This is a genomic window from Dethiosulfatibacter aminovorans DSM 17477, from assembly GCF_900142005.1.
GTDB lineage: Bacteria > Bacillota > Clostridia > Tissierellales > Dethiosulfatibacteraceae > Dethiosulfatibacter > Dethiosulfatibacter aminovorans.
In genome coordinates this window covers 1-26,168 of record NZ_FQZL01000007.1, presented here as the reverse complement: position 1 = coordinate 26,168, position 26,168 = coordinate 1, and the positions used below count along the sequence as shown (strand labels likewise).

Annotated in this window: 23 protein-coding genes; 22 read left to right on the top strand and 1 reads right to left on the bottom strand. The window is 40.4% G+C overall.

Going from position 1 to position 26,168, the window contains the following annotated elements; all coding sequences use genetic code 11:
- Nucleotides 1-12: 12 nt before the first annotated feature.
- The 15 genes from BUB05_RS05375 (at nucleotide 13) to BUB05_RS05305 (ending at nucleotide 16,742) form a co-directional block, all read left to right on the top strand.
- Nucleotides 13-915, top strand: a complete 903-nt coding sequence (locus BUB05_RS05375) for an ROK family protein (protein ID WP_073048310.1) — start codon at nucleotides 13-15, stop codon at nucleotides 913-915.
- The gene (nagA, locus tag BUB05_RS05370; RefSeq protein WP_073048307.1) at nucleotides 915-2,081 is read left to right on the top strand and encodes an N-acetylglucosamine-6-phosphate deacetylase; all 1,167 of its coding nucleotides are present in this window, start codon (nucleotides 915-917) and stop codon (nucleotides 2,079-2,081) included. The genes BUB05_RS05375 and nagA overlap by 1 nt, the downstream gene beginning before the upstream one ends.
- Entirely contained in the window at nucleotides 2,062-2,796 is a 735-nt protein-coding gene (nagB, locus tag BUB05_RS05365) for a glucosamine-6-phosphate deaminase (RefSeq protein WP_073048305.1), read from the top strand. Before nagA ends, nagB begins: the two co-directional genes overlap by 20 nt.
- Nucleotides 2,797-2,831: 35 nt before the next feature.
- Entirely contained in the window at nucleotides 2,832-4,445 is a 1,614-nt protein-coding gene (locus BUB05_RS05360; RefSeq protein WP_073048303.1) for an FAD-binding protein, read from the top strand.
- A 151-nt stretch (nucleotides 4,446-4,596) separates the two neighbouring features.
- Nucleotides 4,597-6,276, top strand: a complete 1,680-nt coding sequence (locus tag BUB05_RS05355; RefSeq protein WP_073048729.1) for an ABC transporter substrate-binding protein — start codon at nucleotides 4,597-4,599, stop codon at nucleotides 6,274-6,276.
- Nucleotides 6,277-6,318: 42 nt separating this feature from the next.
- Nucleotides 6,319-7,278 carry an ABC transporter permease gene (locus tag BUB05_RS05350; RefSeq protein WP_073048300.1) on the top strand — a complete coding sequence of 320 codons (960 nt, stop codon included), beginning with the start codon at nucleotides 6,319-6,321 and terminating at the stop codon, nucleotides 7,276-7,278.
- Nucleotides 7,279-7,287: 9 nt separating this feature from the next.
- The gene (locus BUB05_RS05345) at nucleotides 7,288-8,202 is read left to right on the top strand and encodes an ABC transporter permease (RefSeq protein WP_073048298.1); all 915 of its coding nucleotides are present in this window, start codon (nucleotides 7,288-7,290) and stop codon (nucleotides 8,200-8,202) included.
- Nucleotides 8,203-8,211: 9 nt separating this feature from the next.
- Nucleotides 8,212-9,213: an ABC transporter ATP-binding protein gene (locus BUB05_RS05340; RefSeq protein ID WP_073048295.1), complete on the top strand. Its 1,002-nt coding sequence runs from the start codon at nucleotides 8,212-8,214 to the stop codon at nucleotides 9,211-9,213.
- Nucleotides 9,206-10,228: an ABC transporter ATP-binding protein gene (locus BUB05_RS05335; RefSeq protein WP_425430037.1), complete on the top strand. Its 1,023-nt coding sequence runs from the start codon at nucleotides 9,206-9,208 to the stop codon at nucleotides 10,226-10,228. Before BUB05_RS05340 ends, BUB05_RS05335 begins: the two co-directional genes overlap by 8 nt.
- Nucleotides 10,225-11,151 (top strand): dihydrodipicolinate synthase family protein, encoded by a 927-nt coding sequence (locus BUB05_RS05330; RefSeq protein WP_094762738.1) that lies wholly within the window; start codon nucleotides 10,225-10,227, stop codon nucleotides 11,149-11,151. Before BUB05_RS05335 ends, BUB05_RS05330 begins: the two co-directional genes overlap by 4 nt.
- Nucleotides 11,152-11,196: 45 nt before the next feature.
- Nucleotides 11,197-11,892, top strand: a complete 696-nt coding sequence (locus BUB05_RS05325; RefSeq protein WP_073048287.1) for an N-acetylmannosamine-6-phosphate 2-epimerase — start codon at nucleotides 11,197-11,199, stop codon at nucleotides 11,890-11,892.
- A gap of 91 nt (nucleotides 11,893-11,983) precedes the next feature.
- Complete coding sequence (locus BUB05_RS05320; RefSeq protein ID WP_073048284.1) at nucleotides 11,984-12,673, top strand: D-lyxose/D-mannose family sugar isomerase; 690 nt, start codon at nucleotides 11,984-11,986, stop codon at nucleotides 12,671-12,673.
- Nucleotides 12,674-12,675: 2 nt separating this feature from the next.
- A complete protein-coding gene (locus BUB05_RS05315; RefSeq protein WP_073048281.1) occupies nucleotides 12,676-13,623 on the top strand; it encodes a carbohydrate kinase family protein in 948 nt (315 codons plus the stop codon).
- A 168-nt stretch (nucleotides 13,624-13,791) separates the two neighbouring features.
- Entirely contained in the window at nucleotides 13,792-15,537 is a 1,746-nt protein-coding gene (locus tag BUB05_RS05310; RefSeq protein ID WP_139257933.1) for a sigma-54 interaction domain-containing protein, read from the top strand.
- A 395-nt stretch (nucleotides 15,538-15,932) separates the two neighbouring features.
- Nucleotides 15,933-16,742: a formate/nitrite transporter family protein gene (locus tag BUB05_RS05305; RefSeq protein ID WP_073048278.1), complete on the top strand. Its 810-nt coding sequence runs from the start codon at nucleotides 15,933-15,935 to the stop codon at nucleotides 16,740-16,742.
- A 127-nt stretch (nucleotides 16,743-16,869) separates the two neighbouring features.
- Here BUB05_RS05305 and BUB05_RS05300 read toward each other — a convergent pair whose 3' ends face one another.
- Nucleotides 16,870-17,748, bottom strand: coding sequence for a LysR family transcriptional regulator (locus BUB05_RS05300; protein WP_073048276.1), 879 nt, complete (start codon nucleotides 17,746-17,748; stop codon nucleotides 16,870-16,872).
- A gap of 315 nt (nucleotides 17,749-18,063) precedes the next feature.
- Between BUB05_RS05300 and BUB05_RS05295 the strand changes: the two genes are divergently transcribed.
- The 7 genes from BUB05_RS05295 (at nucleotide 18,064) to BUB05_RS05265 (ending at nucleotide 26,050) form a co-directional block, all read left to right on the top strand.
- Nucleotides 18,064-19,542 (top strand): sodium:solute symporter family protein, encoded by a 1,479-nt coding sequence (locus BUB05_RS05295; protein WP_073048273.1) that lies wholly within the window; start codon nucleotides 18,064-18,066, stop codon nucleotides 19,540-19,542.
- A gap of 68 nt (nucleotides 19,543-19,610) precedes the next feature.
- Entirely contained in the window at nucleotides 19,611-20,828 is a 1,218-nt protein-coding gene (locus BUB05_RS05290; RefSeq protein WP_073048270.1) for an aconitase X catalytic domain-containing protein, read from the top strand.
- Nucleotides 20,828-21,232 (top strand): aconitase X swivel domain-containing protein, encoded by a 405-nt coding sequence (locus tag BUB05_RS05285; protein WP_073048267.1) that lies wholly within the window; start codon nucleotides 20,828-20,830, stop codon nucleotides 21,230-21,232. Before BUB05_RS05290 ends, BUB05_RS05285 begins: the two co-directional genes overlap by 1 nt.
- A gap of 29 nt (nucleotides 21,233-21,261) precedes the next feature.
- Nucleotides 21,262-22,545, top strand: a complete 1,284-nt coding sequence (locus BUB05_RS05280; protein ID WP_073048264.1) for a nickel-dependent lactate racemase family protein — start codon at nucleotides 21,262-21,264, stop codon at nucleotides 22,543-22,545.
- A 116-nt stretch (nucleotides 22,546-22,661) separates the two neighbouring features.
- On the top strand, nucleotides 22,662-23,603 hold the full coding sequence (locus BUB05_RS05275) for a 2-hydroxyacid dehydrogenase (protein WP_073048262.1): 942 nt from the start codon (nucleotides 22,662-22,664) through the stop codon (nucleotides 23,601-23,603).
- A gap of 310 nt (nucleotides 23,604-23,913) precedes the next feature.
- On the top strand, nucleotides 23,914-25,116 hold the full coding sequence (locus BUB05_RS05270; protein ID WP_073048259.1) for an ABC transporter substrate-binding protein: 1,203 nt from the start codon (nucleotides 23,914-23,916) through the stop codon (nucleotides 25,114-25,116).
- Between the two features lie 67 nt (nucleotides 25,117-25,183).
- Entirely contained in the window at nucleotides 25,184-26,050 is an 867-nt protein-coding gene (locus BUB05_RS05265) for a branched-chain amino acid ABC transporter permease (protein ID WP_073048256.1), read from the top strand.
- Nucleotides 26,051-26,168 lie beyond the last annotated feature (118 nt).

The following is a 26,168-nucleotide window of genomic DNA, read 5'->3' as shown; positions in this document are numbered from 1 at the left end:
AAGGAGACTTTTATGAATATTGCATTAATTGACATTGGTGGTACAAATATAAAATATGCACTTTCAGATGAAGAGGGTACTTTTATACTTCAAGGGAAACAGCCTACAGAGGCCTTTAAAGGCGCTGACGCAGTCTATGTCAACGTGTGCGGCATAATTGATTCAATGTCGGAGAAAGCTCATATATCGGGCATTGCCATAAGCACTGCAGGCCAGGTGGATGTCAAGACCGGCAATATAGTCTATGCTACCGATGGCATCCCCGGATATACTGGATTTGCATTGAAGGATCGTCTTAAGGGACGTTTTAAATGTCCTGTTTCTGTTGAAAATGATGTGAATTGTTCTGCCTTGGGCAACCTTTGGAAAGGGAATATGGATGAGGATACATTTATAGCCTTGACCATAGGAACAGGTATCGGTGGTGCCATAGTACTTGATGGACGGATTTTTCACGGTGCAAGTGGTTCGGCAGGCGAGATAGGACATATGACATTGATTAAGGATGGTTTGCCCTGTAACTGTGGTGACTCAGGTTGCTATGAGCGTTATGCTTCGGCACAGGCCTTGGAAAAACAAATTATTGCAGCTTTGGGAGATATGTCTACCAAGCAATTTTTTAATAAGGTTAGAAGTGGCGACACAAAAGCCTTGGCAGTCTTTAGTCAATGGATAGATTTTTTGACTGAAGGGCTCAAGAGTCTTGTCCACATTTTAAATCCGCCGCTTGTCATGATTGGCGGAGGAATTACAGCCCAGGGGGCCTTGCTTGAAGATGCAATAAATGACAGTTTGAGAAAAAAAATAATGAAATCATTCAGCAAGCCATTGAAAGTGAAATTAATGACCATGGGGAATGATGCAAACCTGTACGGAGCTCTATATTGGTTCCTGAAAAGCGAGTGTGATTATTAATGATATTAAAAAACTGTACAGCATTGATAGACGGAAAGCTCACGGAAAATATCTTGATTGAGTTTGAAAATGATAAAATTATTCGTGCTGAGGCGGTAGAAAAGGATGCAGAAATAGAGGAGGACTCAGTGGATATGGGCGGGATGATTGTTTCACCGGGCTTTATTGATCAACATGTCCACGGCGCTGTGGGGTATGATTTTATGGATGGCTCGGAAGAAGCAATAACTTCGATTTTGGAGGCTTTGGCACGAGAGGGTGTCACCAGCATACTGGCGGCAACAACGACGGGAACAAATGATGATATTGTGAACGCCCTTGATGCAATAAAGGATTTTGACAATGCTCATGGCGTTGAGATTTTGGGAATTCACCTTGAAGGACCGTATCTGTCACCTGAGGCGCCGGGTGCCCACAGGAAAGAATTGCTTGCCAAACCTACGGTGGAGTCGTTTCGGACGTATCAAAATGAAGCTGGAGGCAAGATTTCTATGATTACTCTGGCTGTGGAGGAAGATGAGGGATTCGAACTCACAAAATATTTAAGGCAACATGGCGTAGTCGTCAGTATCGGACATAGTAACGCCAGTTATGATCAAACCCTTGAGGCTATTGAAGCTGGTTGTCAATGTGCAACCCACTGCTACAATGCTATGAAAGGACTTCATCACCGGGATGCGGGTGTGGTGGGGGCAGCCCTTTTGACGAAAGGGTTCAAGGCAGAGCTCATTGTTGATCGAATTCACGTATCGGATCCTGCCATATGTGTGTTTGATAAAATGAAAAGCAGCCAGGATAAGATTTTAATCACTGATGCCATGAGAGCCAAGGGCTTATGCAGTGGAACGTATGACCTGGGAGGACAGCAGGTATATTCAAACGGAATTGAAGTCAGGACAAAAGAAGGAGCCTTGGCAGGCAGTGTTCTGACGATGGACAGGGCGCTTAAGAACTATATGGATGTCACTGGAAGACGATTGGAGGAAGTTTTGCTTATGATGACTAAAAACCCGGCTGAACTTCAACAGGTTTACGACCGGAAGGGATCCATATCAGTGGGAAAGGATGCGGATTTAGTTGTATTGGACAAGGAACTTAAGGTTCAAATGACTATATGTAGAGGAAAGGTGGTGTATTCAACTAATCATGAGAATAATAGCTGTTGATAATATTGAAGACATGGGAGAAGCTGCTGCTGATCTCATTATTGAGAAAATTATTTCCAAGCCTGACTGTGTCCTGGGATTGGCAACCGGCAGCACGCCGTTGTCGCTGTATATCCGTTTAATCAGGGCGTATGAGCAGAAAACGGTCAGCTACAAGGAAGTGAAGTCGTTTAATTTGGATGAATATAGGGGTCTCGAACAGGATAATCCAAACAGTTACCATTATTATATGAAGGAAAATTTGTTTAAATACATTGATATTTTACCGGAGAATACCTATTTGCCCAGTGGAACAATGGATGCCGATGAAGCAATTAGGACCTATAAGGAATTGCTGAAAGATCATCAAATTGACATACAGGTGCTGGGAATCGGTACCAACGGCCATATTGGATTTAATGAGCCAGGGGTTTCGTTTGAAAGTTCGGTGCATCTGGTGGAACTGGATGAACAGACAATAGAAGACAATTCACGATATTTTGAGAGTCTGGATGATGTGCCTAAACAGGCTATCACAATGGGAATTGCAGATATCATGGCTGCCAAGTCCATTATCCTCATGGCGGGAACCGAGAACAAAAAGAATGCTTTAAGGTGTGTCCTTGAAGGACCTGTCACCGACGAATGTCCGGCGTCTATTCTCAGGAAGCATAAGGGATTGACCATCGTGGCTTTAAAGAATGTCCTGAATGAAATCAGTTTGAACTTATTATGATCCAGCAGGGACGAATTGTAAAAACAGGAGAGTGATTGAGATTGGAAATACGGATGAGCAGACAGGAAAACACAGAGGTGCTGGTTATAGGTGCCGGATTGGCGGGAATGTCTGCTGCACTGGAAGCTGATAAGGCAGGGTCGGAAGTGATCATTGCAGTGTCTTCAACCCTTTGTTCCGGATCGAGTTTTTATCCCGGCACATGGGGCTTGGGCATGGTTGCGCCTCAGGACGAAGAAGACAAGAAAAACTTTGTAGAGGTGATAACAGAAGTCGGATGCGGCATGAACGATATCAGGTTGAGTGAAGTGCTCATTGATCATATCGGTGAGGATATTGAAGCATTGGAAGAGATGGGCGTAACCTTCAAGAAACCGGAGACTTCAGCCTATGATGAAACATTGATCCCTTGCTTTGACAGGAAGTACCGAAAGTGGTACGGCTACCTGTTTGAAACAGCTAAACCGGCATTCAAGGACAGGATCGAGTCAAGCGCCATAAAGGTATTGGAGCACACAGAGATATTCAAGATCATACCCTTTAAAAACCATTATCTGGCATTGGCGTTTTGGAATGGCGAAGTCATTGGAATTGCAGCAAAAAGTGTAGTAATTGCGACTGGCGGCATAGGCGGATTATATGAACATCGATTGAATACGGATGATATTACAGGTGCAGGTCAAGCTATGGCCTTTGATTTGGGATGTGAGCTCGTAAATGTTGAATTTATGCAGTTTATACCGGGATTCATTGAACCTTCATACAAAACCATCATCAATGAACGGGCCTTGAAACTGGCTCAGATACTTTCAAAAGACGGACGGATAATTATTGATGACCTTGAAGTGCTGGATGAACGATCAGGGCATGGTCCCTTTACGACCAGGCTGCCATCCCAAAAATTTGATATTGAAATATTTGAAGAGTATTTGAGAACAGGTGAAGACAAGTGCGTCAAGATGCAATACAAGGTCAGCAATATGAGTCAAGAAGGGCTCATGATTCGTGACTATTTCAAGTGGCTGAAAGAAAAAAAAAAGGTTGATGCAAGTGAGGACATTTTTATACTTCCTTTCATGCATGCAGCCAATGGCGGCATAAAAATAGATGAAAAGGCAGCGACGACAGTTCCAGGCATATTTGCAGCTGGTGAAGTGACAGGCGGCATGCACGGTGCAGATAGAATTGGCGGACTGTCCACAGCAAACGGACTGGTATTCGGCAAAATTGCAGGACGTGAAGCATCAAAATACGCAAAAAAAATGGACCCGGTTGCAGCAGAAGAGCAGAGTATAAACATTGATTCCATACACATTGTCGAAGGGCATGATGCGGTGGATGAGATACGAAAATTGATGTATCGTTACGGCAGCATCATTAGAACGGAGAAAGGTCTGGAATGCGCCCTTGAAGCGATAGATGCCATGGAAAAACAAATTCGGGAAGGTGAGGAATGTGATTTAAAGCAAGGTCTCATGGTGACGCACAGCATTTTAATGGCGAAGATACTGCTAAAAAGCATGCTCCTTCGCAAGGAAAGCCGCGGATCGCATTATCGGAAGGATTACCCGGAACAAAGCGAAGATTACGATAAGGCCTTGATAATGTTCAAGGATGAGAAAGGCGAGATTGGATATAAATGGAGATGAACAATAACCAGGACCGGTTCATCGACAAGATTCAAATGAATTGCAACAATCAGTTAATAGATATTTTCATCAATCAAAATAAGGGGAGGTAGTGAAGAAAATATTTAATTATTGATTTGATGAGGATCTAAATAAAATGAAGGGAGAAAATATGAGAAGAATATTTAGTTTAATAATGATCATTGTACTATTGGTATCCTTCGCAGGATGCGGAACAAAAGAAGTAGAGGAAAGTGCACCGCCTGAAACCGGTGGAGATACAGAAGTTGTAGGAGCTTTGAACGATAATCCGCTCAGCGATGTAAGAGTCAGACAGGCAATTGCCTATGCTATCGACATGGATGCGCTTGCTGCAAGTCTGCTTGAAGGGAAAGCTCTTCCGGCAAACAGCTTGACTCCGAATGGCCCTTGGAAAGTAGATGGGTTGAATAATTATGAATATAACCCTGACAAGGCAAGAGAATTGCTGGAAGCAGCCAATTGGGATGCCGACTATGAACTTGATGTAGTATATTATTACGGCGATCAGTTGACTGTTGACTTGATGACAGCCATTCAAGCATATTTGGCGGATGTAGGCATGAAAATGAGTTTTAGAAAACTTGAAGGTGACTTGACTGCATTGCTGTGGACGACTCCTGCAGATCCTGTAAACGGTCCGTCGGAAGTTGACTGGGACTTGGCTTATGCAGGTATTGCGGCATTGACGATGCATGAATACTACAACAGGCATCAAACGGGAGCTACAAGCAACTCTCATACACCTGGTGATACTGAATTGGACGAATTGATCCAAGCAACAAATATTACAGCCAATATCGAGGAACAAATAGCAGCATTCAAGGAACTTCAAAAGTATGAGAATGAAAATCTTTTCAGCATACCACTGTATTACCAGCAAGTATTCGTATACTCAAGTGATAGAATCGATAGAAAAGGCATGCCTTACGGCAACGAGCAATTTGCTTATGACTGGAGAATTATCGATTGGGATATAGAAGCTGATGCAAATGGCGACAGGATATTGTATTCCAATACAGGCCCAATCGAATTCTTTGAAACACCTTTCGTGAATCCAGGTTTTAAAATGCCGCAGAAGTTCCTTTTCGACCGTTTGATCACTGCAGACGGAGCCCTGACACCAACCGAGGGCCAACTGGCTGAGTCATATACTGTTTCTGATGATGGATTGTCAATCGAATTTGTTTTGAGAGATGGAGTTACATGGCATGACGGAACACCTTTCACGGCTGAAGATGTTCAGTTCACAGTGGAGTATTCCTCAAAAGTGCCACAGTTGAACGCTATTGCCCAGACAACATACATGAGTCTGGAAGGATATGAAGCCTATATGGACGGTTCTGCCGATCATATCAGCGGTATCGTGATAGATGGAAACAAAGTGACATTCAACTTCGCATCACTGGATCCAAACGCCTTGATGACATTCTCTCAATGGCCTCCGCTTCCAAAGCACCTGCTTGAAAATACGGATCCAATTCAGGCACAGCAGGCATCATTCTGGCAAGCTCCGGTCGGAACAGGTCCCTTCAGGATTGAAGAAGTCAACATGAATGACTATGCGACTTTTGTACCGTATGAAGGGTATTGGGATGAAGGTACTGGTAACATTGAGAAGATTCATCTATATCCAAGTGGTGAAAGTGATCCAAACATAGTAATCAATGCTGAGTCGAACAGACTGGATTACGCATACAACAAGAGTGTTGCAGACGCAAATGCAGTTGAGAAGATTGAATTCATGGAAGTTCACCCCGTTGACATCAGGTATACAAGATTGTTCTATGTCAACAAATTCGAAAAACAATAAAAAAGGGGCTTTAAGCCCCTTTAATAGAAGGGAAGTAAAAAAATGATTGCATATATTATAAGAAGATTGTTGATACTTATTCCGATGATTCTTATTATCAGCTTTCTGATTTTTTGGGGCATTGAATTGACGCCGGGCGATGCAGTATCTTATATGGTCAGTCCTGACGCTCTTGCAAACATGTCTCCTGAAAGTCTGGCAAAGCTGAGGGAAAGCCTGGGACTGGATCAGCCTTTTGTCTTTAGATATTTCAAATGGTTGAGCGGTGTACTAAAAGGTGATTTTGGCTATAGTCTGTCAAGCGGAGTGCCGATCAAGGATATTGTCTTTGACCGATTGCCGGCCACACTTGAACTGTCAATCACAGCTTTGGTTTTATCGAGTGTCTTCGGCAGCATGCTGGGATTGATCAGTGCATTGAGAAAAGGGAGTCTCGCTGACAATGCGCTGACTGTTCTAGGAATGATAGGGGTCTCTATTCCACAATTTTTCTTTGGCCTGGTGGCCATATTGATATTTGCCTTGAAGCTGGATTGGTTGCCTGAGGGTGGTAGAATATTACCCGGTTATGAAACCTTCATGGACCGATTGCCGCATTTGATTTTACCATCATTGGTATTGGCTATTACGATGACGGCAGGTGTTATGAGATATGCTCGTGCCAGCATGCTGGATGTCATGAATAAAGAATATATCAAGACAGCTCGCAGTAAGGGTTTGCCGGAGTGGAAAGTTAATCTTGTGCATGGTTTTAGAGTCGCGCTGACACCGGTTGTAGTATTGATTGGCTTCAGATTGCCCATGCTGATCGGTGGATCTGTCATCATCGAGAAAATATTTCAATGGCCGGGCATCGGAAAGGAATTCATTAATGCAGTTCAAGGTCAAAACGTACCGTTAGTAATGATGATTGCTTTATTCTCAGTAGCGGCAGTTCTTTTAGCAAGTTTTCTTGTGGACTTGTTGACGGCATTGCTGGATCCGAGAGTCAAGCTGGATTAGGGTGATAGTGTGAATAATAATAGATTATATAAAAAATTTGACAAAATAAAAGCAAAAGAAGAAGCTGGATTATCAGGCAAGAAAAAAGTAAATAGAAAATTAAGAAAATTCAAGAACAACAGATTGGCGGTTCTGGGATTAATCCTGTTTACAATTATCGCAATAGCAACGGTATTTGCACCTTTATTCACAGATTATGATCCCGGCAAAATTGATGTTATGAACATGTTGTCAAAACCTTCGTCCGACCATCTGTTAGGTACTGATAAACTGGGACGTGATGTTTTTACAAGAATTCTCTACGGTGGAAGGATTTCAATACTGGTAGGTCTTGGAAGTGCTGTAGGTGCTGGAATTATAGGCGTTCTGATAGGAACTTATGCGGGCTATACAGGCGGATGGATTGACAGAATATTTATGAGGATTTCAGAAATTTTCATGGCTTTTCCTCAAATCGTTCTGGTATTGCTTTTGGTGTCCATCACCGGTCAAAGTGTATGGAACTTGATAATCATATTCATAATAACAGGATGGGGCTCGGTTTACAGGATGACTCGTGCTAAAATGCTGTCAATAAGGGAAGAAGAATACGTGCAGGCACTAAGAGCATTCGGGCTCAATGATTATCTTATTTGCTACAAGCATATGCTGCCAAATGCACTGGGACCTATTTTGGTCAATATCACATTAAGTACTGCGATGTTCATTCTTCAGGAAACTGCATTGAGTTTCTTGGGACTAGGCGTGCCTCTGAATATTTCTACATGGGGCAATATCTTGAATGTGGCGCAGGACATAACCGTTCTAAGAGAAAACTGGTGGATATGGCTTCCTGTGGGAATGGTTATTTCAACATTTGTTTTAAGTGTGAACTTTATTGGGGACGGATTAAGAGATTCGACAGACCCAACACAGCAAGGATAGGAGGAAAATATGTCAGATATAATTATATCCGTAAAAGATTTGAAGACGTTCTTCTATACTAATCAGAGGTGCAATAAAGCTGTAAACGGCGTGTCGTTCGATATAAAAATGGGAAAAACAATTTGCATTGTTGGAGAGAGCGGCTGTGGGAAAAGTGTAACAGCGACTTCTATAATGCAGCTGCTTCCAAAGTTATCAAGAATAGAAGAGGGAGAAATTACGTATTATAGCGATAAAGGCCCTGTTAGAATAGACAAACTTCCAAAGAACAGTCAGGAAATGAGAAGACTTAGAGGTTCTGAAATTGCCATGATATTTCAGGATCCAATGACAGCTTTAAACCCTGTATACACAGTAGGGTATCAGATTACCGAGAATCTGACCAATCACCTGAAGATAGGTAAGAAAGAAGCTAAAGACAGAGCCATTGAGCTGTTGAAAGACATGGGTATTCCAATGCCGGAAAAGCGGTTCGGACAATATCCGCATCAATATTCAGGTGGGATGAGACAGAGGGCTATGATTGCCATGGCCATGTCATGCAATCCTAAAGTCTTGATTGCCGATGAGCCGACAACTGCCTTGGATGTTACCATTCAGGCGCAAATATTTGAATTGATGGATAAACTCAAGAAAGAATACAATACAGCGATTATGATGATTACCCATGATATGGGCGTTGTTACAGAAATGGCCGATGAAGTCCAGGTCATGTATATGGGGAATATAGTGGAAAGTGGAACTGCGGAAGAAATTTTGAAGTCACCTGCACACCCCTATACAAAAGCGTTGCTGGATGCAATTCCAATTCTGGGAAGGGGAAAAGACCAGGTTATAGAACCTATTAGAGGTTCGACACCGGATCCTTACAACAGACCAAAGGGATGTCAGTTTGGACCGAGGTGCGACTATTTTACAGAAGAGTGCTTGAATATGCCGGCGGATACACATATTGATGGTGTCCATTATACAAAATGCTGGCATTATAGGAAGGTGTTAAATAATGAATAAGCAAGAAGTTCTATTGAAACTGAAGGATGTCAAAACATATTTTCCTGTAAAAAAAGGTGTTTTGAAGAAAGTAGCCGGCTATGTCAAGGCTGTTGATGGTGTAAGCATTGATATTTATCGTGGTGAAACTTTGGGGCTTGTTGGAGAAAGCGGTTGCGGCAAAACAACGCTTGGCAAATCGATTCTTCAGTTGATCAAAGTAACTGATGGCGAAATGGTATACACATTTGAAGATGGTAAAAAGGATCTGAGGACATTGTCACGACATGAGATTGACGAGGCAAGGCAGAAACTTCAAATCGTCTTTCAAGATCCCCACTCTTCGCTGAATCCGGCTTTTTCCATTTTTGATTCACTGCAGGATCCCCTTAAAAAATTTGGTGTCAAATCCAAAGCCGAGAGAAGACAAATAATTGGCGACCTGCTGGAAGCGGTTAATCTTAGAAGAGAATACATGGATCGCTATCCCCATGAATTTAGCGGAGGACAGCGTCAGAGAATAGGTATTGCCAGAGCACTAAGTGTCCAACCGGAACTTATCGTATGTGATGAAGCTGTAAGTGCTCTTGATGTATCGATTCAAGCACAGGTTCTGCAACTTATGAAAAAATTGAAGGATGAAAGAAATTTGACATATATCTTTATCACTCATGATTTGTCGGTTGTGGAATACATAAGTGATCGAATAGCAGTTATGTATTTGGGAAAAATCGTAGAGTTGTCTAAATCCGAGGATCTCTACACCCATACTTTGCACCCCTATACAAAAGCTTTGCTTTCAGCAATTCCCGTTGCTGATTTGGATAAAAAGAAGGAGCGGATTATTTTGGAGGGAGACGTGCCCAGTCCTGTCAATCCACCAAGCGGTTGTGCATTTCATCCAAGATGTCGAGAATGCATGGACATATGCAAGGAGTCGGCTCCGACACTAAAAAAATATATTGTGAATGATAATGAACATTATATTGCATGTCATAAAGTGGATATGCAGTATACCAATAAGGAGGAACAGTGATAATGTTTGATGTTAAAGAGATCAAGGGTGTCATCCCGGCCCTGATGACTGTATTTGATGAGAATGAAAATGTTTATGAAAAAGGCATGAGGGAATTGGTTAGCTATCTTCTAAAAGAAGGTGTGGAAGGGTTTTACTTGACTGGGAGCACTGGCGAAGGCTTTCTGATGAACGAATCTGAAAGAAAGCAAGTTGTCGAAATAGTCTTGGATGAAGTTGGCGGACGAGTACCTGTAATCGTACATGTAGGAGCCATCAGCACAAAAATATCCATTGAGCTTGCCAGGCATGCGGAAGCTGCAGGCGCAGATGCCATATCTTCGGTTCCTCCGTTTTATTGGAGATTTACACCCGAGCATATTTTCAATTATTACAAGGATATATCGGATGCCGTATCATTGCCGATGATAGTATACAATGTTCCATTGGCGGGGATTATGGGATTGGACTTGATTAAGCGACTAGCTTCCATTGATGGGGTTAAGGGAATTAAATTTACAGCAACATCCCATCACGAAATCAGCATGATTAAAAATGAAATTGGAAACGAGTTCATGGTTTATTCAGGTGCCGACGAAATGGCGGTTTCAGGATTGCTTCACGGCGCTGATGGAATCATTGGTTCGTTCTACAACCTGATGCCGGAAATGTTTCTCAAGATCAGCCAATTGGTCAAGGAAGAAAGGTTAACAGAAGCAATGGCTATTCAGAAAGAGGCCGTAAGCATCATCATGTATGCCCTGAAGAAGGATTATTATTCAGTGATGAAAGTAGCCTTGAGATGGATGGGTGTTGATGCAGGTTATGTGAGAAGACCATTTATGAACATTCAAGGAAAAGAAGAAGAGGAACTGAAAGCAGGTTTTATTGATTTAAGGGATAGTCTTCAAATTAAGGATGTCAAATTCTTGGATGCCATTTAACTGAGCAAATAATGGCCATGTTAGATTATTTTAGAGGAGTTGCATATGAGTTTTAATATTGAAGCTTTAAGACATGGCTTGATTGTATCATGTCAAGCTTTGGAAAATGAACCTTTATACAGTGAGGAAGGAGGCGTGATGTCTCTTATGGCAAAAGCCGCCAAGGAGGCAAATGCCGTAGGCATCAGGGCAAACGGACCTAGAGACATCAAAGAGATAAAGGAAATGGTTGCATTGCCGGTTATCGGTATAGTCAAGAAGCAGTATGACGGCTTTGAACAACATATCACAGTAACCATGGATGAAGTTGATGAGTTGGTAGCTGTCGGAACGGATATAATTGCGATTGATGCGACCAAACGCCCAAGACCCGATGGACGGACAATCAATGAATTCATTCAAGCTATAAAACAAAAATATCCTGACCAGCTCTTGATGGCGGATGTCTCCACCTTTGAAGAGGGAGTAAATGCTGCTGAAGCTGGTGTGGATCTTATCGGCAGCACCCTTAGCGGTTATACGGCTTATAGCACTTGCAAGGAAGGACCGGACTATGACTTGGTTGATGCCTTGGTGAAGCGATTGAGCATTCCGGTAATTGCGGAGGGACGCATCCATTATCCGGAACAAGCCAAACGGATGCTTGAAATTGGAGCTTATGCCGTTGTAGTGGGCGGTGCCATAACAAGACCGAAAGAAATCGCTGAACGATTTATTTCCGCGATGAAAGAAGAGGAATAGGTAAGTAATGAAAATCGAATAGCGCTCAATGAATATATCCTCAAAATCGAGAAGTGAAGAAAGGAGGCGCGGGGCATACCTGCGAAAGGTTATGAAAAGATCAGAAATAAATGCTGCAATTAAATGGGCAAAGGAACTCCTGGAAGAGAACAACATCAAGCTTCCGCCGTTTGGTTATTGGACAATGGAAGACTGGAAGAACAGACAGCCTGAAATAGGAACCATTAAGGAGGTCATGTTGGGATGGGACATCACGGACTATGGGATGGATAAATTTGAAGAGTTGGGCGCAGTGCTGTTCACACTTAGAAACGGCTCGTTGGAGGATTCCTCCGTCGGGACGCCATACGCCGAGAAGTTGATTATACTGAAGGATGGTCAGCGTCTTCCGAACCACTATCATGCCAGCAAAACGGAAGATATCATAAACAAGGGCGGAGGTATCCTGGCTATAAAGCTTTATAATTCCATGCCGGACGGTACCGTGGACCTTAAATCGGATGTGACTGTGGACATGGATGGAATCAGGCACACCTTTGCAGCGGGGGAAACTGTCTATATTGAACCCGGCAACAGCATTACACTTCGTCCGCATATGTACCACCTCTTTTGGGCGAAGGAAGGTGCCGGCGACCTGATTTGCGGTGAAGTGTCATCAATCAATGATGATAATACGGACAATTATAATGCAGAAGATGTCAGCCGTTTTTCCAAGGTCGAAGAAGATGAAGAAATCATACATCCTTTGTGTAATGAGTACAATAAAGTTTTGGGAGTGTAGTTATGATTGATATTCTAGCTATTGGAGAGCTGCTGATAGATTTCACACCCATATCTAAAAGCGACGGAATGCAGTTTAAAGCCAATCCGGGCGGTGCGCCTTGCAATATGCTGGCTATGGCTCAGAAGCTCGGTGCAAAGACTGCATTTATAGGCAAAGTCGGAGACGACAAATTTGGGCATATGCTGAAGGCTACATTGGACGGAATCGGAATTGATACAGGCGGACTAATACTTTCCCAGGCTTATCCCACAACTTTGGCTTTCGTTCATTTGTCGGAGGATGGGGAGCGCAGCTTCAGTTTCTACAGAAATGCCTGTGCAGATATCATGCTTGAGGAATGCGATATTGACTATGAAATGATTGATGAATCAAGAACGATACATTTTGGATCATTATCCTTTACGGACAGTCCGTCAAAAGAGACGGTAACAGCCGTGCTTAAATATGCAAAGGAAAAGAAGAAACTGATAACATACGATCCCAATTATAGACCCTTGCTGTGGGAGGATGAATCAGAAGCTATTTCCTGGATGCTATTTGGACTTGAATTTGCTGATATCGTCAAGGTATCGGATGAGGAAGCCGTTCTTTTGACAGGTGAGGACAATATTATTGATGCAGGCGGCATGCTTTTAAACCATGGTCCAGCACTTGTATGCATAACATTAGGAAAGGAGGGTGCTGTATTCTTCACCAAGGATGGCCATCGGAAAGTGGGCGGATTCAAATCCAAGGTAGTTGATACAACGGGTGCAGGAGACAGTTTTTTTGGAGCGGTTGTACAAAGCTTGCTGAAACAAGAAAAAGATGTATCTGAACTTTCCATGGATGAGATCGAAGAGTGCGTCAAGACTGGCAATGCAGCAGCAGCCTTGTGCATAGGAGGTTATGGTGGGATACCGTCGTTGCCGGATGCAGAGGAGGTATATAGATTAAGGGACGAATAGAAAACTGAATTCTGTTTTGAATGCATATATCAGTTTTGCTCAGTGAGTATTTAAAAGCGTTTGAATTGACATACATAATTTTTAATGCTAGAATCAAATAAACTTTTAATAAGGGAATAGGCATAGTCATTCCATGCAAACGTTTTACTGCTGTTTATACCCTTATTTTTGTTTTGTTGTTTTAATAAATATCCTTTATGTAATGAGGAGGTAGCTATGGCATTTTCAAAAAAAATCAAAAAGAGCAAACCGATATTGGTAGTACTGAATGAAGAAAATATAATTAAAAGGGCATCTAAAGGATTTGATAGAATTATCGGTAAAAAATCATTTATCAATGAAAGATTTGAAGATTTTATTGATATCGATTTTGAAAATTTTTTAGGTACAAATGAAGTGATTGATATAAGAAAGAAAAAGTATTTTGTTTCTGTTTTTAATCTGGAAAAAGATGATTACAGGGAAAAATTCATTTTATTATTTGATATTTCATTTGTCTATGAAATGGATAAGAAAATCTACTGCTATGAGGAAATTTTCAATAAGTTGAATGACGGTATAATCATTAGTGATGAAGACGGCAGAATTCTTCTTTACAATAAAGCCCAGGAAACCCTTGAGGGTTTGACCAGATCGGAAAACGAAGGTAAATTCATTTGGGAAGTGTATAATTATCATTCTCCTGAGAATTCTGAGCATAGACAAGTATTTAAGACGGGCGTGCCTATTGTTAATGAGTATAAATCTCACATTCGAGGCAAAAATGTTGAGAAATATGTGGCTTATTCAACATATCCAATTGTACGTGAAGGTGAAACTATAGCAGTTTTTTCAATATCGGGGAATGAATCTGAAATGCTCAATCTTCTATCAGAGACAATTGAACTTAAGAGGAAACTAAAAAGGAATAAGGAGATTGAATATAGCGATAATGGAACAGTTTATAATTTTGATGATATAAAAGGCATAAGTATTATAATAAATAAAACTGTAAGAGAAGCAGAACAACTTGCTCTGCTCAAGGGTAATTTATTGCTCATAGGAGAGACTGGTGTTGGAAAAGAGATGTTTGCACAAAGCATACACAATATAAGCAATAGAAATGAGAAGTTTTTTGCAATCAACTGTGCTGCTCTTCCGGAAAATCTTTTGGAAAGTACCCTGTTCGGTACAACAAAGGGATCATTTACAGGCTCAGTTGACCAGGAGGGATATTTTGAAGCCGTTGGGGAAGGTACATTATTTCTTGATGAATTAAATTCAATGCCGGTATACATGCAGACAAAGTTGCTGAGAGTATTGCAGGAAAAGAAGTTCAGGAAGGTTGGGGCTACTCATACTAAAAATTTGAAATGCAGAATTATTTGTGCAATCAACGAAGAACCTGAGAAGTTGGTTAGAGAAAATAAATTAAGGGAAGATTTGTTTTACAGGATTTCAAGACTGTGTCTGGTAATTCCTCCACTTCGGGAGAGAAAGGAAGACATTGTTTATCTTCTAAATTATTTTATCAGTAAGCATTCTGATATTTTGGACAAGAATATTGTGGGCATGACCAATGAACTTAAAGAATTGTTATTTGAATATCAATGGCCTGGCAATGTAAGAGAACTGGAGCATGTTGTTGAAAACCTTGTAATATCAGCAAGCAGCGAGCAAACCGTCTTGGATTCAGACAATTTACCCAGGTTTTTAAGAAATAAAATATTGAAGGATAAGGACATTGATAATAAAACTGTAAATTCGCTGCCTCAAACGCTTAATGAAATTGAAAGAAAGCTGATAGTAGAATCTTTGAATAAATTTAACTGGAACATTACAAAGTCTGCCAAACACCTTGGAATAATAAGGCAGAGCTTGATATATAGAATGAAAAAGCTTGATATTACCAAGGAAAGTGACTTATGGATTTAGAAGAAATAATATTATTTGGAATTTTTCCAGGGGATTTCTTTATGCAGCAATGAATAATTGCATAAAAATTATACTTTGTGAAAAAAATAACACATAAGCTTTATGAATGTGCTAAAGAGATTGGCGTATAAATATTGTACAGCTCTTTGTATCTTTAAAGAATCTGAAGCTTTCAGGTGTTGAAAAATGGCGATATATTGTTTGATAATTTCTGGCACGGAAATTGCTTTTATATAACGTGTAGTGAGAAATAAAGCAATATATTGGAGGGAAAAGGAAAACTCACTACGGACTCAATCAAGAGTGCAATGGCACGTACAGCTTTTTCATACAATGATGTATTGCATATTGCATGAATTTAAAAGATTTGAAAAAAATTTGAGGAGTAGTTAAAAATGGATAAAATGTTTCTTGCACCTGGTGAAATAGCCAATTCCTGGATAGGGATAGGAAAGAAAAAGGCGAATCTGCCAATAATGAAGATGATATTGCTGGGCATATTCGCAGGAGTGTTCGTCGGATTTGGAGCCCATGCGGACATAATAGTTATGCAGACACTCGGAAAGACGGTAGATGTTGGGTTTGCAAAGTTCATGGGAGCGGCAATGTTTCCGGTAGGAATAATACTTGTAGTGGTTGCCGGAGCCGAGCTTTTCACGGGCAACTGCCTTATAGCCGTATCTGTCTTGACCGGTGAAGAGAAGATGAAGAACATGCTCAAGAACTGGACATTCGTATACATCGGAAACTTCATAGGTTCCATAGCCCTTGCATTCCTACTGGCAAAATCAGGACTCTATGGGGAAGCGGCAACAGCCAAGGCCATAGCCATAGCCGAAGGGAAAGCCAACCTGGCAATGTCGCCGGCAATCATAAGAGGTATAATGTGCAACATAATGGTTGTACTTGCAGTATGGATGCAGTCGGGAGCAAAGGACATAACAGGAAAGGTGTGCACACTCTGGTTTCCTGTAATGGCATTTGTCCTTTCCGGATTCGAGCACAGCATCGCAAACATGTTCTTCATTCCACTGGGGAAATTCCTGGGTGCAAATCTTACGTGGGCACAGATGTGGGTAAACAACATCATCCCCGTAACAATAGGAAACATAATCGGTGGAGCAATAATCGTACCTTTTGTTTATTGGTATATTTATGTACATGATTTATCTGAAAAATCATATAAGAAGCATTTGAGCAAATAATTTTATTGAATCATTCATCATCTTATCAATCTGACAGTATCGTTTCATACTTTTCATAGCATGAGCCTCTGGTGGTATTAGTTTTTTGCGGTGATTAAATTATACCAAAGCCAAAGGGTTCATGCTTTTATTTTGTTGTATTTACATAATCAACAACATAGTTTTTAAAAACATTTAAGGCCGGAGACAATTTTCTGTTATTCAGTACTCCAAATCCTAAATATCTATAAAAAGGAACATCCAGTTGTTTCAATACAAGCTCGCCTTTCAGGTTTTTTATAAAAAGTTCGGGCAAGATGCTGTAACCTAAATCTGATTTAACCATGGCTATAGTTGTGAAATTGTTGGTTGAAAAGCAAGAGACGTTAATATCAAGGTTGTATTTTTCAATTAATTTACCTATGTGGTAATCTGTTCCTTCTTTTGGCAGGATGATATTTGTACCATTAAGTTTATCAACTGGAATCCTGTCATATTGACATAATTCATGACCAGGGGGCAGTACTATAAGTTGAGGATCCTTCAATAAGTGGGTTACATCCAGTCTATCATCCGGAGTATCACATAATACAAATCCGCAGTCAACAGTATAGTCTTTTATCCATTCCCTGATTTCATCATATTCACCGTCCAATAAATCAATGTCGATATTGGGGTAATCAGAACGAAAATTTTGAATTATGCTTGGTAACCAGTTAGTAGATACGCTGGGAAAGGTTCCTATTTTTATCTTGCCTTTATTCACCTTATTGATCGAAGAGACTGTTGCCAGTAACTGCTCATTGGATTTTATCAAATCTCTAATATAAATTAGAACGGTCTCGCCGTTATGAGTCAGTTTCAGGCCTGTACGATTACGTATGAACAATTGGAATCCAAAATCTTTTTCCAGACTATTAATTGCATGGCTGACACCTGATTGAGTATATCCTAGAAACTCTGCAGCCTTTGTAAAGGATTTCAATTCGACAACTTTCACGAATATTTCAAATTTTTCTAAACTCATCTAAACAACCTCGCATGAGAAATTTTAATGCAAACATTAAAAACATGAATTTTACTTATGTTAAATACTATATTATACTATATATTACAAGAACGCAACAAATAAATACTTCAGTGATGAACATGACAGAAAATCCATCATTTCATAAGCTTAATTTTCTTTAATAAAATAATTAATCTGAATTATGGCACTAAACAATAAGAATATCTAATTCATTTAATAATTGATTGATATAAACAATAGTTATTATTAGAGGGGATAAGATTAAATGAAAGATATTCATTATATACATATTGTTAATTTTAGGAGGAATTTATGAGAAACTTATCAATTATCTTTTTGCTTATTTACTTTGTTGTTTTGTTGTTTATTTCCTTGAAGGACAGGAATGTGGAGGATTCCGAGGACTATTTTTTAGCTGGGAGATCCTTTTCTAAATGGGCACTGGCATTGACCTTCATTGCTTCCTGGTACGGAGGATCATCATGTTTGGTTACTGCCAATGAAACTTATAATTCGGGAATAGGAGCATTTTGGGTTACAAGCGGTCCAAATGCACTGGCTCCTGTAATATTGATTTTCTTTGCTGTAATGATTAGAAAACTTGGAGTCATATCACAGGTTAAGATAATGGACATGAGATACAACAAACTTTCAGGTAGTTTTGTATCAATAATTGTTATTTGGTATATGGTTACCTGGGCGGCTGCACAAATGGTTTCCATGGGTATGTTCTTTTCAACATATTTAGGATTTACATATGTTGGTGCGATATTATTTGGAGTTATTATTGTTTTGATTTACGCATTGTTGAGTGGATTTAAAGGGGTAGTAATCACCGACATGGTACAGTTTTGGTTTCTCCTGGCAGGAATGCTGATATTGATGGTTACCGGTCTTGTAAAGGTTGGAGGATTCGGCAACATGGTGTCAGCATTGCATGCAAAATCAGCTGTTAACGGAATTCAATATTTTAATCTGTTTGAGAATTTTGGAACAAATATTATGTATGTCATATCCTTTGGTCTTGGATGGGTTATCTCAGCTGATGTATGGCAAAGAATCAATGCGGCTAGAAATCCCAGTGATGCAAGGGACATGTTGGTTATAGCGGCAGTAGCATTTGTTCCATTAGGAGCCGTTACGTTAATTACAGGACTTACAGGCGCAGTATTGTTTGATACAATGCCGGAAGGTGGAGTCGTTGCAACCCTTGCGACAACAATGATGAGCCCGGCTATGGGAGCACTGATTTTCTTGGGTGTAGGTGCAGCTCTTATGTCCACTATGGATACCGCCATTAACACTGGATCGTTGACGATTACGGAAGACATTTATCGTAAGTTAATAAATCCTGATGCAGATAACAAGAAAGTTGTCAGGGTAGGTATGATAGGTACTGTCATCATAACTGTATGTGGACTTCTCATAGCATTCAAATTGAGGAATATATTATGGGTACTGTGGATGTCCAGCGATATTATCATGTGCGGAGTTTTCACTCCCCTCATTATGGGATTTGTCTGGAGGCGAGGAAATACAAAAGGAGCATTGGCAAGTATGTTTGGAGGGTCTGCATTTGTACTTTACAATACTTTAGCGGATCTTGGTATGAATTTGCCTACACCATGGCCGGGATGGCCCTACAGATTGCTCTACGGGCTGGCAATTGCAGTTATACTGTATTTTGGAGTCAGTTTGCTTACTGAACCCGAGTATGAAAAGGCCGATGCATTTTTGAGAAAAGCAAAAGGTCTTGAAGAAAATATAGAATCTAATGCATCAAAATCTTAATTAATACTATGCCTCCTTTGTTGATGCAGAGGAGGCATAGTAAAAAATCAACTTAATGGAGGTAAATTGTGGAACTGACAAAATACGAACAAGACATGCTGGATGGCAAGCACGGTGAAGGTGTTGCACTGGCGATGAAAATCCAAGTGGGATTGGGAAAGGCGTTCAACGCAAAAAGAATGGTAGAAATAACCAGAACACACGTAGCTTTAAGCGCACAGGATGCAGACTTATGGTTTGTTGAAAAACTGCTTAATAAGGGAGCGAGATGCAAGATATCACCGACCGTCAATCCAAGTATAAACATAGGATATCTGAAGGAACATCTATTTGAAGTACCCGATGCAGGAGTTGATATTGTATCAGCTACAAATGAAGCATACAAAAAAATCGGTGCTACATTGACATTCAATTGTACTCCGTACCTGCAGCAGAACGTGCCTGGCTTTGGAGAAGTGATATCATTTTCAGAATCAAGCGCCACTCCTTATGTAAATTCAGTCTTGGGAGCAAGAAGCAACAGAGAATCTTCATGGAGTGCCCTTTGTGCAGCCATAACAGGAAGAGTACCGGAATATGATCTTCTTCTTGATGAAAACAGAAAAGGTGAGATACTGGTTGAAGTGGAGGCGGATATCAAAGATGATTTTGACTATCAGCTTCTTGGATGGTGCTATCCGCAAAAGTACAAGGGATTGGAAATACCGGTATTTACCGGAATTGACAAAAGACCGACTCCGGAAGGATTCATGAACTTTGGAGCACAGCTGAATACCTCCGGTGCGGTATCCATGTATCACGTTGTTGGAATTACACCTGAAGCCAGGACTTTGGAAGAGGCATTCGGAAACAACAAGATAAAGAAAAAAATAACCATAACAAATGAAGACATTGAAAGGGTAAGAAAATCATTGTGCGGTGAACCTGGAAAAATAGATTTCGCAATGTTTGGATGTCCCCATTTGACAATTTCCCAGGTTGCAACCATAGCTAAAAAACTGGAAGGCAAAAGGCTTGCCGTTGATTTTTGGATTTTAACAAGTACCCTGACGAAGCAATTGGCACAGAAAATGGGCTATTTGAACATTATTCAAAGAGCGGGAGGAAACATGATTGACAGTACATGCATAGATGTACCTCCTTGCTGGCAGCCATATTACGGAAAGACAGGAATAACGGACTCGCCGAAATGTGCATATTACAATGAAATAAGAAATATAAAGTTTATCATCAGACCATTGGAAGAATGTGTAGACGCAGCAATCAAAGGGGAGGTGCTGAAATAATGAAAAAAGATATCAAATGCCGAATGATTTCAGAAGGAGTATCTGAAGGAAATGTAATAGTATCAGAAGATGCAGTTTGCTTCTATCTTGTTGAACCTGAAACAGGAGTTGTAGTCGAAAAGAATCATTCCCTTGAAGGCAAAAGCATAGCCGGTAAAATTCTTGTTATGCCGTCGGGAAAAGGAAGTTCGGTGGTTCAGGCAGACGGCTTGTTCAAATTGGCCAAGCACGATAATGCGCCACTGGGAATAATTGTCGAATATCCCGATCCTGTTCTTGTATCGGGAGCGATCGTAATGGAAATCCCAATGGTCGATAGTGTCGACAGTGAGTTCTATGAGATGATAAAATCCAGTGAACATATTGAGCTTAATGCGGATAAGGAGCTCATTACTTTTAAATAATTTTAAATCGACTCAAGGAGGTCTTCATAATGACAAAAAAAATATCTCTCAAATACGGCAATGAAGAAATCACTGCTGACATTCCTGAAAAAAATATAATATTTGAAGGTGACATGAAATACATCTCTCCCATAAGCGATTTTGAAAAAACGTTGATTGAAAAACTTGATAATCCAACTGGATGTAAAAGACTGAAGGAGATGGTCAGTCCCGACCATAAGATTTTGATACTGATCGAAGACAATACTAGGGATACGCCCGTATACAAGATTTTACCCGTTTTGATCGGGTACCTGACCAATGTTGATGTAAAGCTTGAAAACATAGAAATATTGACAGCTCCGGGAACCCATAGAATAATGACGGAAGATGAAATCATTGAAAAAGTTGGAAATGAAATCTATGGAAAAATTAAAATAAGCCAGCACGAATTTGATAAAAAAGAAGATTTGGTGGATTTGGGATTTGTTGAAGTTGGAGAAAGAAGAATTCCCGTAAATGTAAACAAGAAAGTCCAGGAGTTTGATTTTATTATAGGTATAGGAAACATAGTACCTCATTCAGATGCCGGATTTTCCGGTGGAGCGAAGATAGTCCAGCCGGGAATATGTGGATACTCAACCACTGCCGCTACACACATAGCAGCAGCACTGCTTGATGAGATCCCGCTGGGTGATGTCGAAAGCCCCTGTAGAGCCGGCATGGAAAAAGTTGCTAAAAAGGTGGGATTGAGTTTTATCATCAATACGGTCAAGAACTATGAAAATGAAGTCATTGATATTGTAGTCGGTGATTTCATAAAAGCACACAGGGAAGGAGCCATGATTTCAAAAAAATCTTATGGTGTAGAAATTCCTGAACTGGCCGATATAGTCGTAGTAAACTCATTCCCATGTGACATAGATTATTGGCAGGCGCTGAAAGGATTGATATCAGCATACTTTGCAGTCAATAGAGGTGGACACATAATTTTTGCAACCCCATGTACAGAAGGATTGGCGCACAATCATCCCAAATTCAGGGACTGGCTAAAGCTATCCTATGATGAAGCACGCGATCTTGCAAAAACCTTGTCTCCTGACGATGAGAAGGCGGATCTGATTTCAGCCGATTTAGCCATATGCAATTCCAGAATTAGAGAAAAAGCCAGAATTTCAGTCGTTACCGACGGGCTTTCGGATGAGGACTGCGATATACTGAATTATAAGAAGGTAGATACATTACAAAATGCCGTTGATGCCGCTTTGTCAGAAAATCCTGACAGTAAAGTGGGGATTCTGTCCTTAGGAGGCATATGCCTTCCGATTCTATAGTTTGGGAACAACCTTGGTTAGATTGGGCTTGCCTTTCATTTGCATGATTGGCGGGCCTTAATCATATTTTTTGCATGGTGATCACTACAGAGTAATCAAGTATAATTGGGGGAAATATGAATATTGTTGTTTTGGATGAAATGACTTTAAGTGAGAGGCAACTTGAAGAATTAAGAAAAATGGGAAATGTAATTAGATATGCCGATAATCCCGGAAATGACCAGGAGATCTTGGAAAGAGCTGTAAATGCAGATATTTTAATTGTTGGATTTACCAATATAAGCGATGAGATATTATGCAGCCTGAAAAAAACCAGAATGATAGCCTTATGGTCAACCGGATATAATCAATTGAATCTGGAAGCTGCCAGAAGAAATGATATCGCAGTGACCAATGTAAGAGGATATGCCAGGAATGCCGTGGCAGAACTGACAATAGGATTGATGCTGTCTGTTTTACGCAAGATAACTGTCGCCTGCAATGATGTTAAAACCAGCAAGGCACTCAACTGGGACAGATTCAGCGGCAGTGAATTGACAGGAAAGACATTGGGCATTGTGGGAACGGGAGTCATAGGGAAAAGAGTTGCAGAAATTGCAACGGGATTCAACATGAATATTCTGGGATATGATCCCTATCCTGATCATGAATTCAGCAGTAAAACAGGCCTTGAGTATGTAGGGTATGATGAGCTGTTATGTAAAAGTGATATAGTGACTTTGCATTTGCCTCTATTGAAATCCACTAAGAATATATTGGATAAATCGAAATTGGATCAAATGAAACCAAACTCGGTTGTTATCAATGCTGCAAGAGCAGGAATAGTAAACCAGGACGATTTGTGTGAAGTCCTGGCAAACAAAAGCATAGGTGGTGCAGGACTTGATGATATCATATTGAATACGCCAAGCGGAAAGGAATTGATGAAAATGGATAACGTAGTGATTACGCCGCACATAGGATTTAACACAAGCGAGGCGCTGATATCAAAAATGGATTTATGCATTGAAAATATAAGAAGCTTTATTGAGAACAACCCCATAAATGTGCTGAATTAGTGTATATTAACGGGTAACATTAGGCAATGACGGAAAAATTCCTGATTGAATAACTGACGACAACGAAACCGATACTTTTGCATTTTGCAAGGTGTCGGTTTTGTTGTTTTGTATAAAATTTATACAACGGCAAAAAATAATGGACGAGGAACAGGAAGGCTTGCAGACAACAAAAGTATAAGAATTGTACACTTGTTTTTTTAAAATGAATACGATGTTTATAAAACAGCTATTTTGCAGGGTTATTTCCAAGAATGTGAGTGGCATAATAATTGCAAAACTAAAGTAAAAACATTAATGGGAGGATTTTATGAAGTTAAGCAAGAGATTTTTAGCAGTTGTTTTGGTTGTTTTGATGGTTTTCAGCATGGCAGGTTGTGCAGACAACAGTCAGGGTGCAGAAGAGAATACTGATACCGAAGAAAGCAAAGAGCCAATAAAAGTCGGTTTTTTTGCTCCAACAACAGGACCTGTTGCTGCTGATGGAGAGAATTCACTAAATGCAGCAAAACTGGCAGTTGAAAACATTAATGCTTCAGGCGGCATTGACGGAAGAGAAGTTGTCCTTGTAGATTATGATGATGCATTTGATACCAAACAATCCGTATCAGTAGCTCAAAAATTGACTACAAAAGATAATGTGATAGCTGTAGTAAGCGGATCATACAGCGGTACAACAAGGGCTGCAGCTCCAGTATATCAGGATGCTGGAATTCCTATGATAGCTTCATATGCAATCCATCCGGATATTACAAAAACAGGTGACTACATATTCAGGCAGTCATTTGTAGGCAGCGTCCAGGGAAGGGCAGGTGGAAAAGTTGCAGTTGACATGCTTGGCGCAAAGAAAATAAGCATACTATATGTTGACAATGATTTCGGTACGACTCTTTCTGAAAGTTTCACAGAGATGGCTGAATCTTTGGGAGCTGAAATCATTTCAACTGACAAGTTTTCATTTGGTGAAAAGGAGTTTACACCTATTCTGACTAAAATCAAGCAGCTTGATGCAGATCTGTTGTATTTGCCGGCTTATCCGGGAGAAGGATCCCAGATTGTAAGGCAGGCTCGTGATTTGGGTCTTGGACTGCAGATTATGGGAACCGAGGGTATAGACGCAACTGTGCAATTTATTGGTGTTGCCGGAGAAGCAGCTGAGAACGTGATAATAACCACAAACCTCAACAGGGATTCCGACAGGGAAATCGTACAGGAGTTTATCAGTACCTTTACTGAAAAATATGGATACAGACCAAATATGGTTGCTGCATCTACATATGATGCATTTACCGTTCTGTTCAATGTCATGAAACAGACAGGAGTTGATTCTGAAGCCATTAAGGACGGTCTTCATGAAATCAAAGACATTGAAGCTGTAACTGGAATCATCAAAGGATACAATAGCTTGGGAGAGGTTGAGAAAACAGTTCAGGTTCAAATAATCCGTGATGGCCAGTTCCATTATTACGGTGAGATTTCCGATGAGAACATAATCAAGCCTCCTACAGAATAAAGACACTTCCTTGCTGGATCGGATAATCGATTCAGCAAGGTTTATACAGATATTTAAGGAGGGAGTTATGTTTTTTCAACAATTGATAAATGGAGTAGTATTGGGCAGTATTTATGCATTGACATCCATGGGAGCCACTTTGGTTTATGGGATACTTGGAATACTTGATATTTCAAATGCAGGGGCATACACTATTGGAGCCTATTCGGCTTTTCTTATGTATACCTTGACCGGCAATGCCATACTGTCATTTTTAGTTGCAGTGCTTTTGACAGGTTTGTTTGGCGTTCTAGTTCAAAAGCTTCTATACATGCCGTTGATGAAAGAACAGCCATTGGTACCGCTTATTGCCAGTATAGGATTATTCATATTTATTCAGGAGTTCATCAGGCTTATAGCCGGACCCCAAATCAAGGAATACAATATTCCCGTTGCATTCAGCGGTATCAATACGGAAAAGCTTGTAGTCAGCGGAGTATGGATTCTCATACTTATTCTTACATTTGTGTTCCTGCTTTTTCTATGGATGCTGCTGAACAAAAGTCGAGCCGGACTGGCGTGGAAAGCCACGGCACTGGACCAGGACATAGCTACAGCAATGGGAATCAATTCGAAAAAGGTAGTCGCTTCCAATTTTCTTCTAGGCTATGGATTTGCAGCAGCGGCGGGAATCATGGTTGCTATCCTGTATCATTCAATATTTCCTACCATGGGTGACGTACCGGCATATAAGATGCTTGCCATAATAGTTTTGGGTGGGCTTGGAAATCCACTGGGAACTGTAGTTGCAGGATTGATAATAGGACTGTCTGAAACATATGCAGCGGTTTACATTGGATCATTTTTCCCAAAGGATGCAATTGCATTTATTGTTTTGATTGTAATCATACTCATCAAGCCTAATGGCTTGCTGGGTGAAAAAATATCAAATTAAACTGAAATGAAAAATTGATCTATTAGGTAATTGCAAAACTATCACCAAAAACTAGAAAAAACGACATAAATCTAGACATACACATAAAACAAGTGACTACAAGTAAAAAAACGCGGAA

What these genes read in the sequence shown, in the direction of transcription:
- BUB05_RS05325 (WP_073048287.1), top strand. Translation starts at nt 11,197, where the DNA reads ATGAGTTTTAATATTGAAGCTTTAAGACATGGCTTGATTGTATCATGT.
- BUB05_RS05275 (WP_073048262.1), top strand. Translation starts at nt 22,662, where the DNA reads ATGAATATTGTTGTTTTGGATGAAATGACTTTAAGTGAGAGGCAACTT.
- BUB05_RS05265 (WP_073048256.1), top strand. Translation starts at nt 25,184, where the DNA reads ATGTTTTTTCAACAATTGATAAATGGAGTAGTATTGGGCAGTATTTAT.
- BUB05_RS05300 (WP_073048276.1), bottom strand. Translation starts at nt 17,748, where the DNA reads ATGAGTTTAGAAAAATTTGAAATATTCGTGAAAGTTGTCGAATTGAAA.
- BUB05_RS05305 (WP_073048278.1), top strand. Translation starts at nt 15,933, where the DNA reads ATGGATAAAATGTTTCTTGCACCTGGTGAAATAGCCAATTCCTGGATA.
- BUB05_RS05280 (WP_073048264.1), top strand. Translation starts at nt 21,262, where the DNA reads ATGACAAAAAAAATATCTCTCAAATACGGCAATGAAGAAATCACTGCT.
- BUB05_RS05350 (WP_073048300.1), top strand. Translation starts at nt 6,319, where the DNA reads ATGATTGCATATATTATAAGAAGATTGTTGATACTTATTCCGATGATT.
- BUB05_RS05295 (WP_073048273.1), top strand. Translation starts at nt 18,064, where the DNA reads ATGAGAAACTTATCAATTATCTTTTTGCTTATTTACTTTGTTGTTTTG.
- BUB05_RS05355 (WP_073048729.1), top strand. Translation starts at nt 4,597, where the DNA reads ATGAGAAGAATATTTAGTTTAATAATGATCATTGTACTATTGGTATCC.
- BUB05_RS05320 (WP_073048284.1), top strand. Translation starts at nt 11,984, where the DNA reads ATGAAAAGATCAGAAATAAATGCTGCAATTAAATGGGCAAAGGAACTC.
- BUB05_RS05340 (WP_073048295.1), top strand. Translation starts at nt 8,212, where the DNA reads ATGTCAGATATAATTATATCCGTAAAAGATTTGAAGACGTTCTTCTAT.
- BUB05_RS05270 (WP_073048259.1), top strand. Translation starts at nt 23,914, where the DNA reads ATGAAGTTAAGCAAGAGATTTTTAGCAGTTGTTTTGGTTGTTTTGATG.
- BUB05_RS05315 (WP_073048281.1), top strand. Translation starts at nt 12,676, where the DNA reads ATGATTGATATTCTAGCTATTGGAGAGCTGCTGATAGATTTCACACCC.
- BUB05_RS05285 (WP_073048267.1), top strand. Translation starts at nt 20,828, where the DNA reads ATGAAAAAAGATATCAAATGCCGAATGATTTCAGAAGGAGTATCTGAA.
- BUB05_RS05375 (WP_073048310.1), top strand. Translation starts at nt 13, where the DNA reads ATGAATATTGCATTAATTGACATTGGTGGTACAAATATAAAATATGCA.
- nagA (WP_073048307.1), top strand. Translation starts at nt 915, where the DNA reads ATGATATTAAAAAACTGTACAGCATTGATAGACGGAAAGCTCACGGAA.
- nagB (WP_073048305.1), top strand. Translation starts at nt 2,062, where the DNA reads ATGAGAATAATAGCTGTTGATAATATTGAAGACATGGGAGAAGCTGCT.
- BUB05_RS05335 (WP_425430037.1), top strand. Translation starts at nt 9,206, where the DNA reads ATGAATAAGCAAGAAGTTCTATTGAAACTGAAGGATGTCAAAACATAT.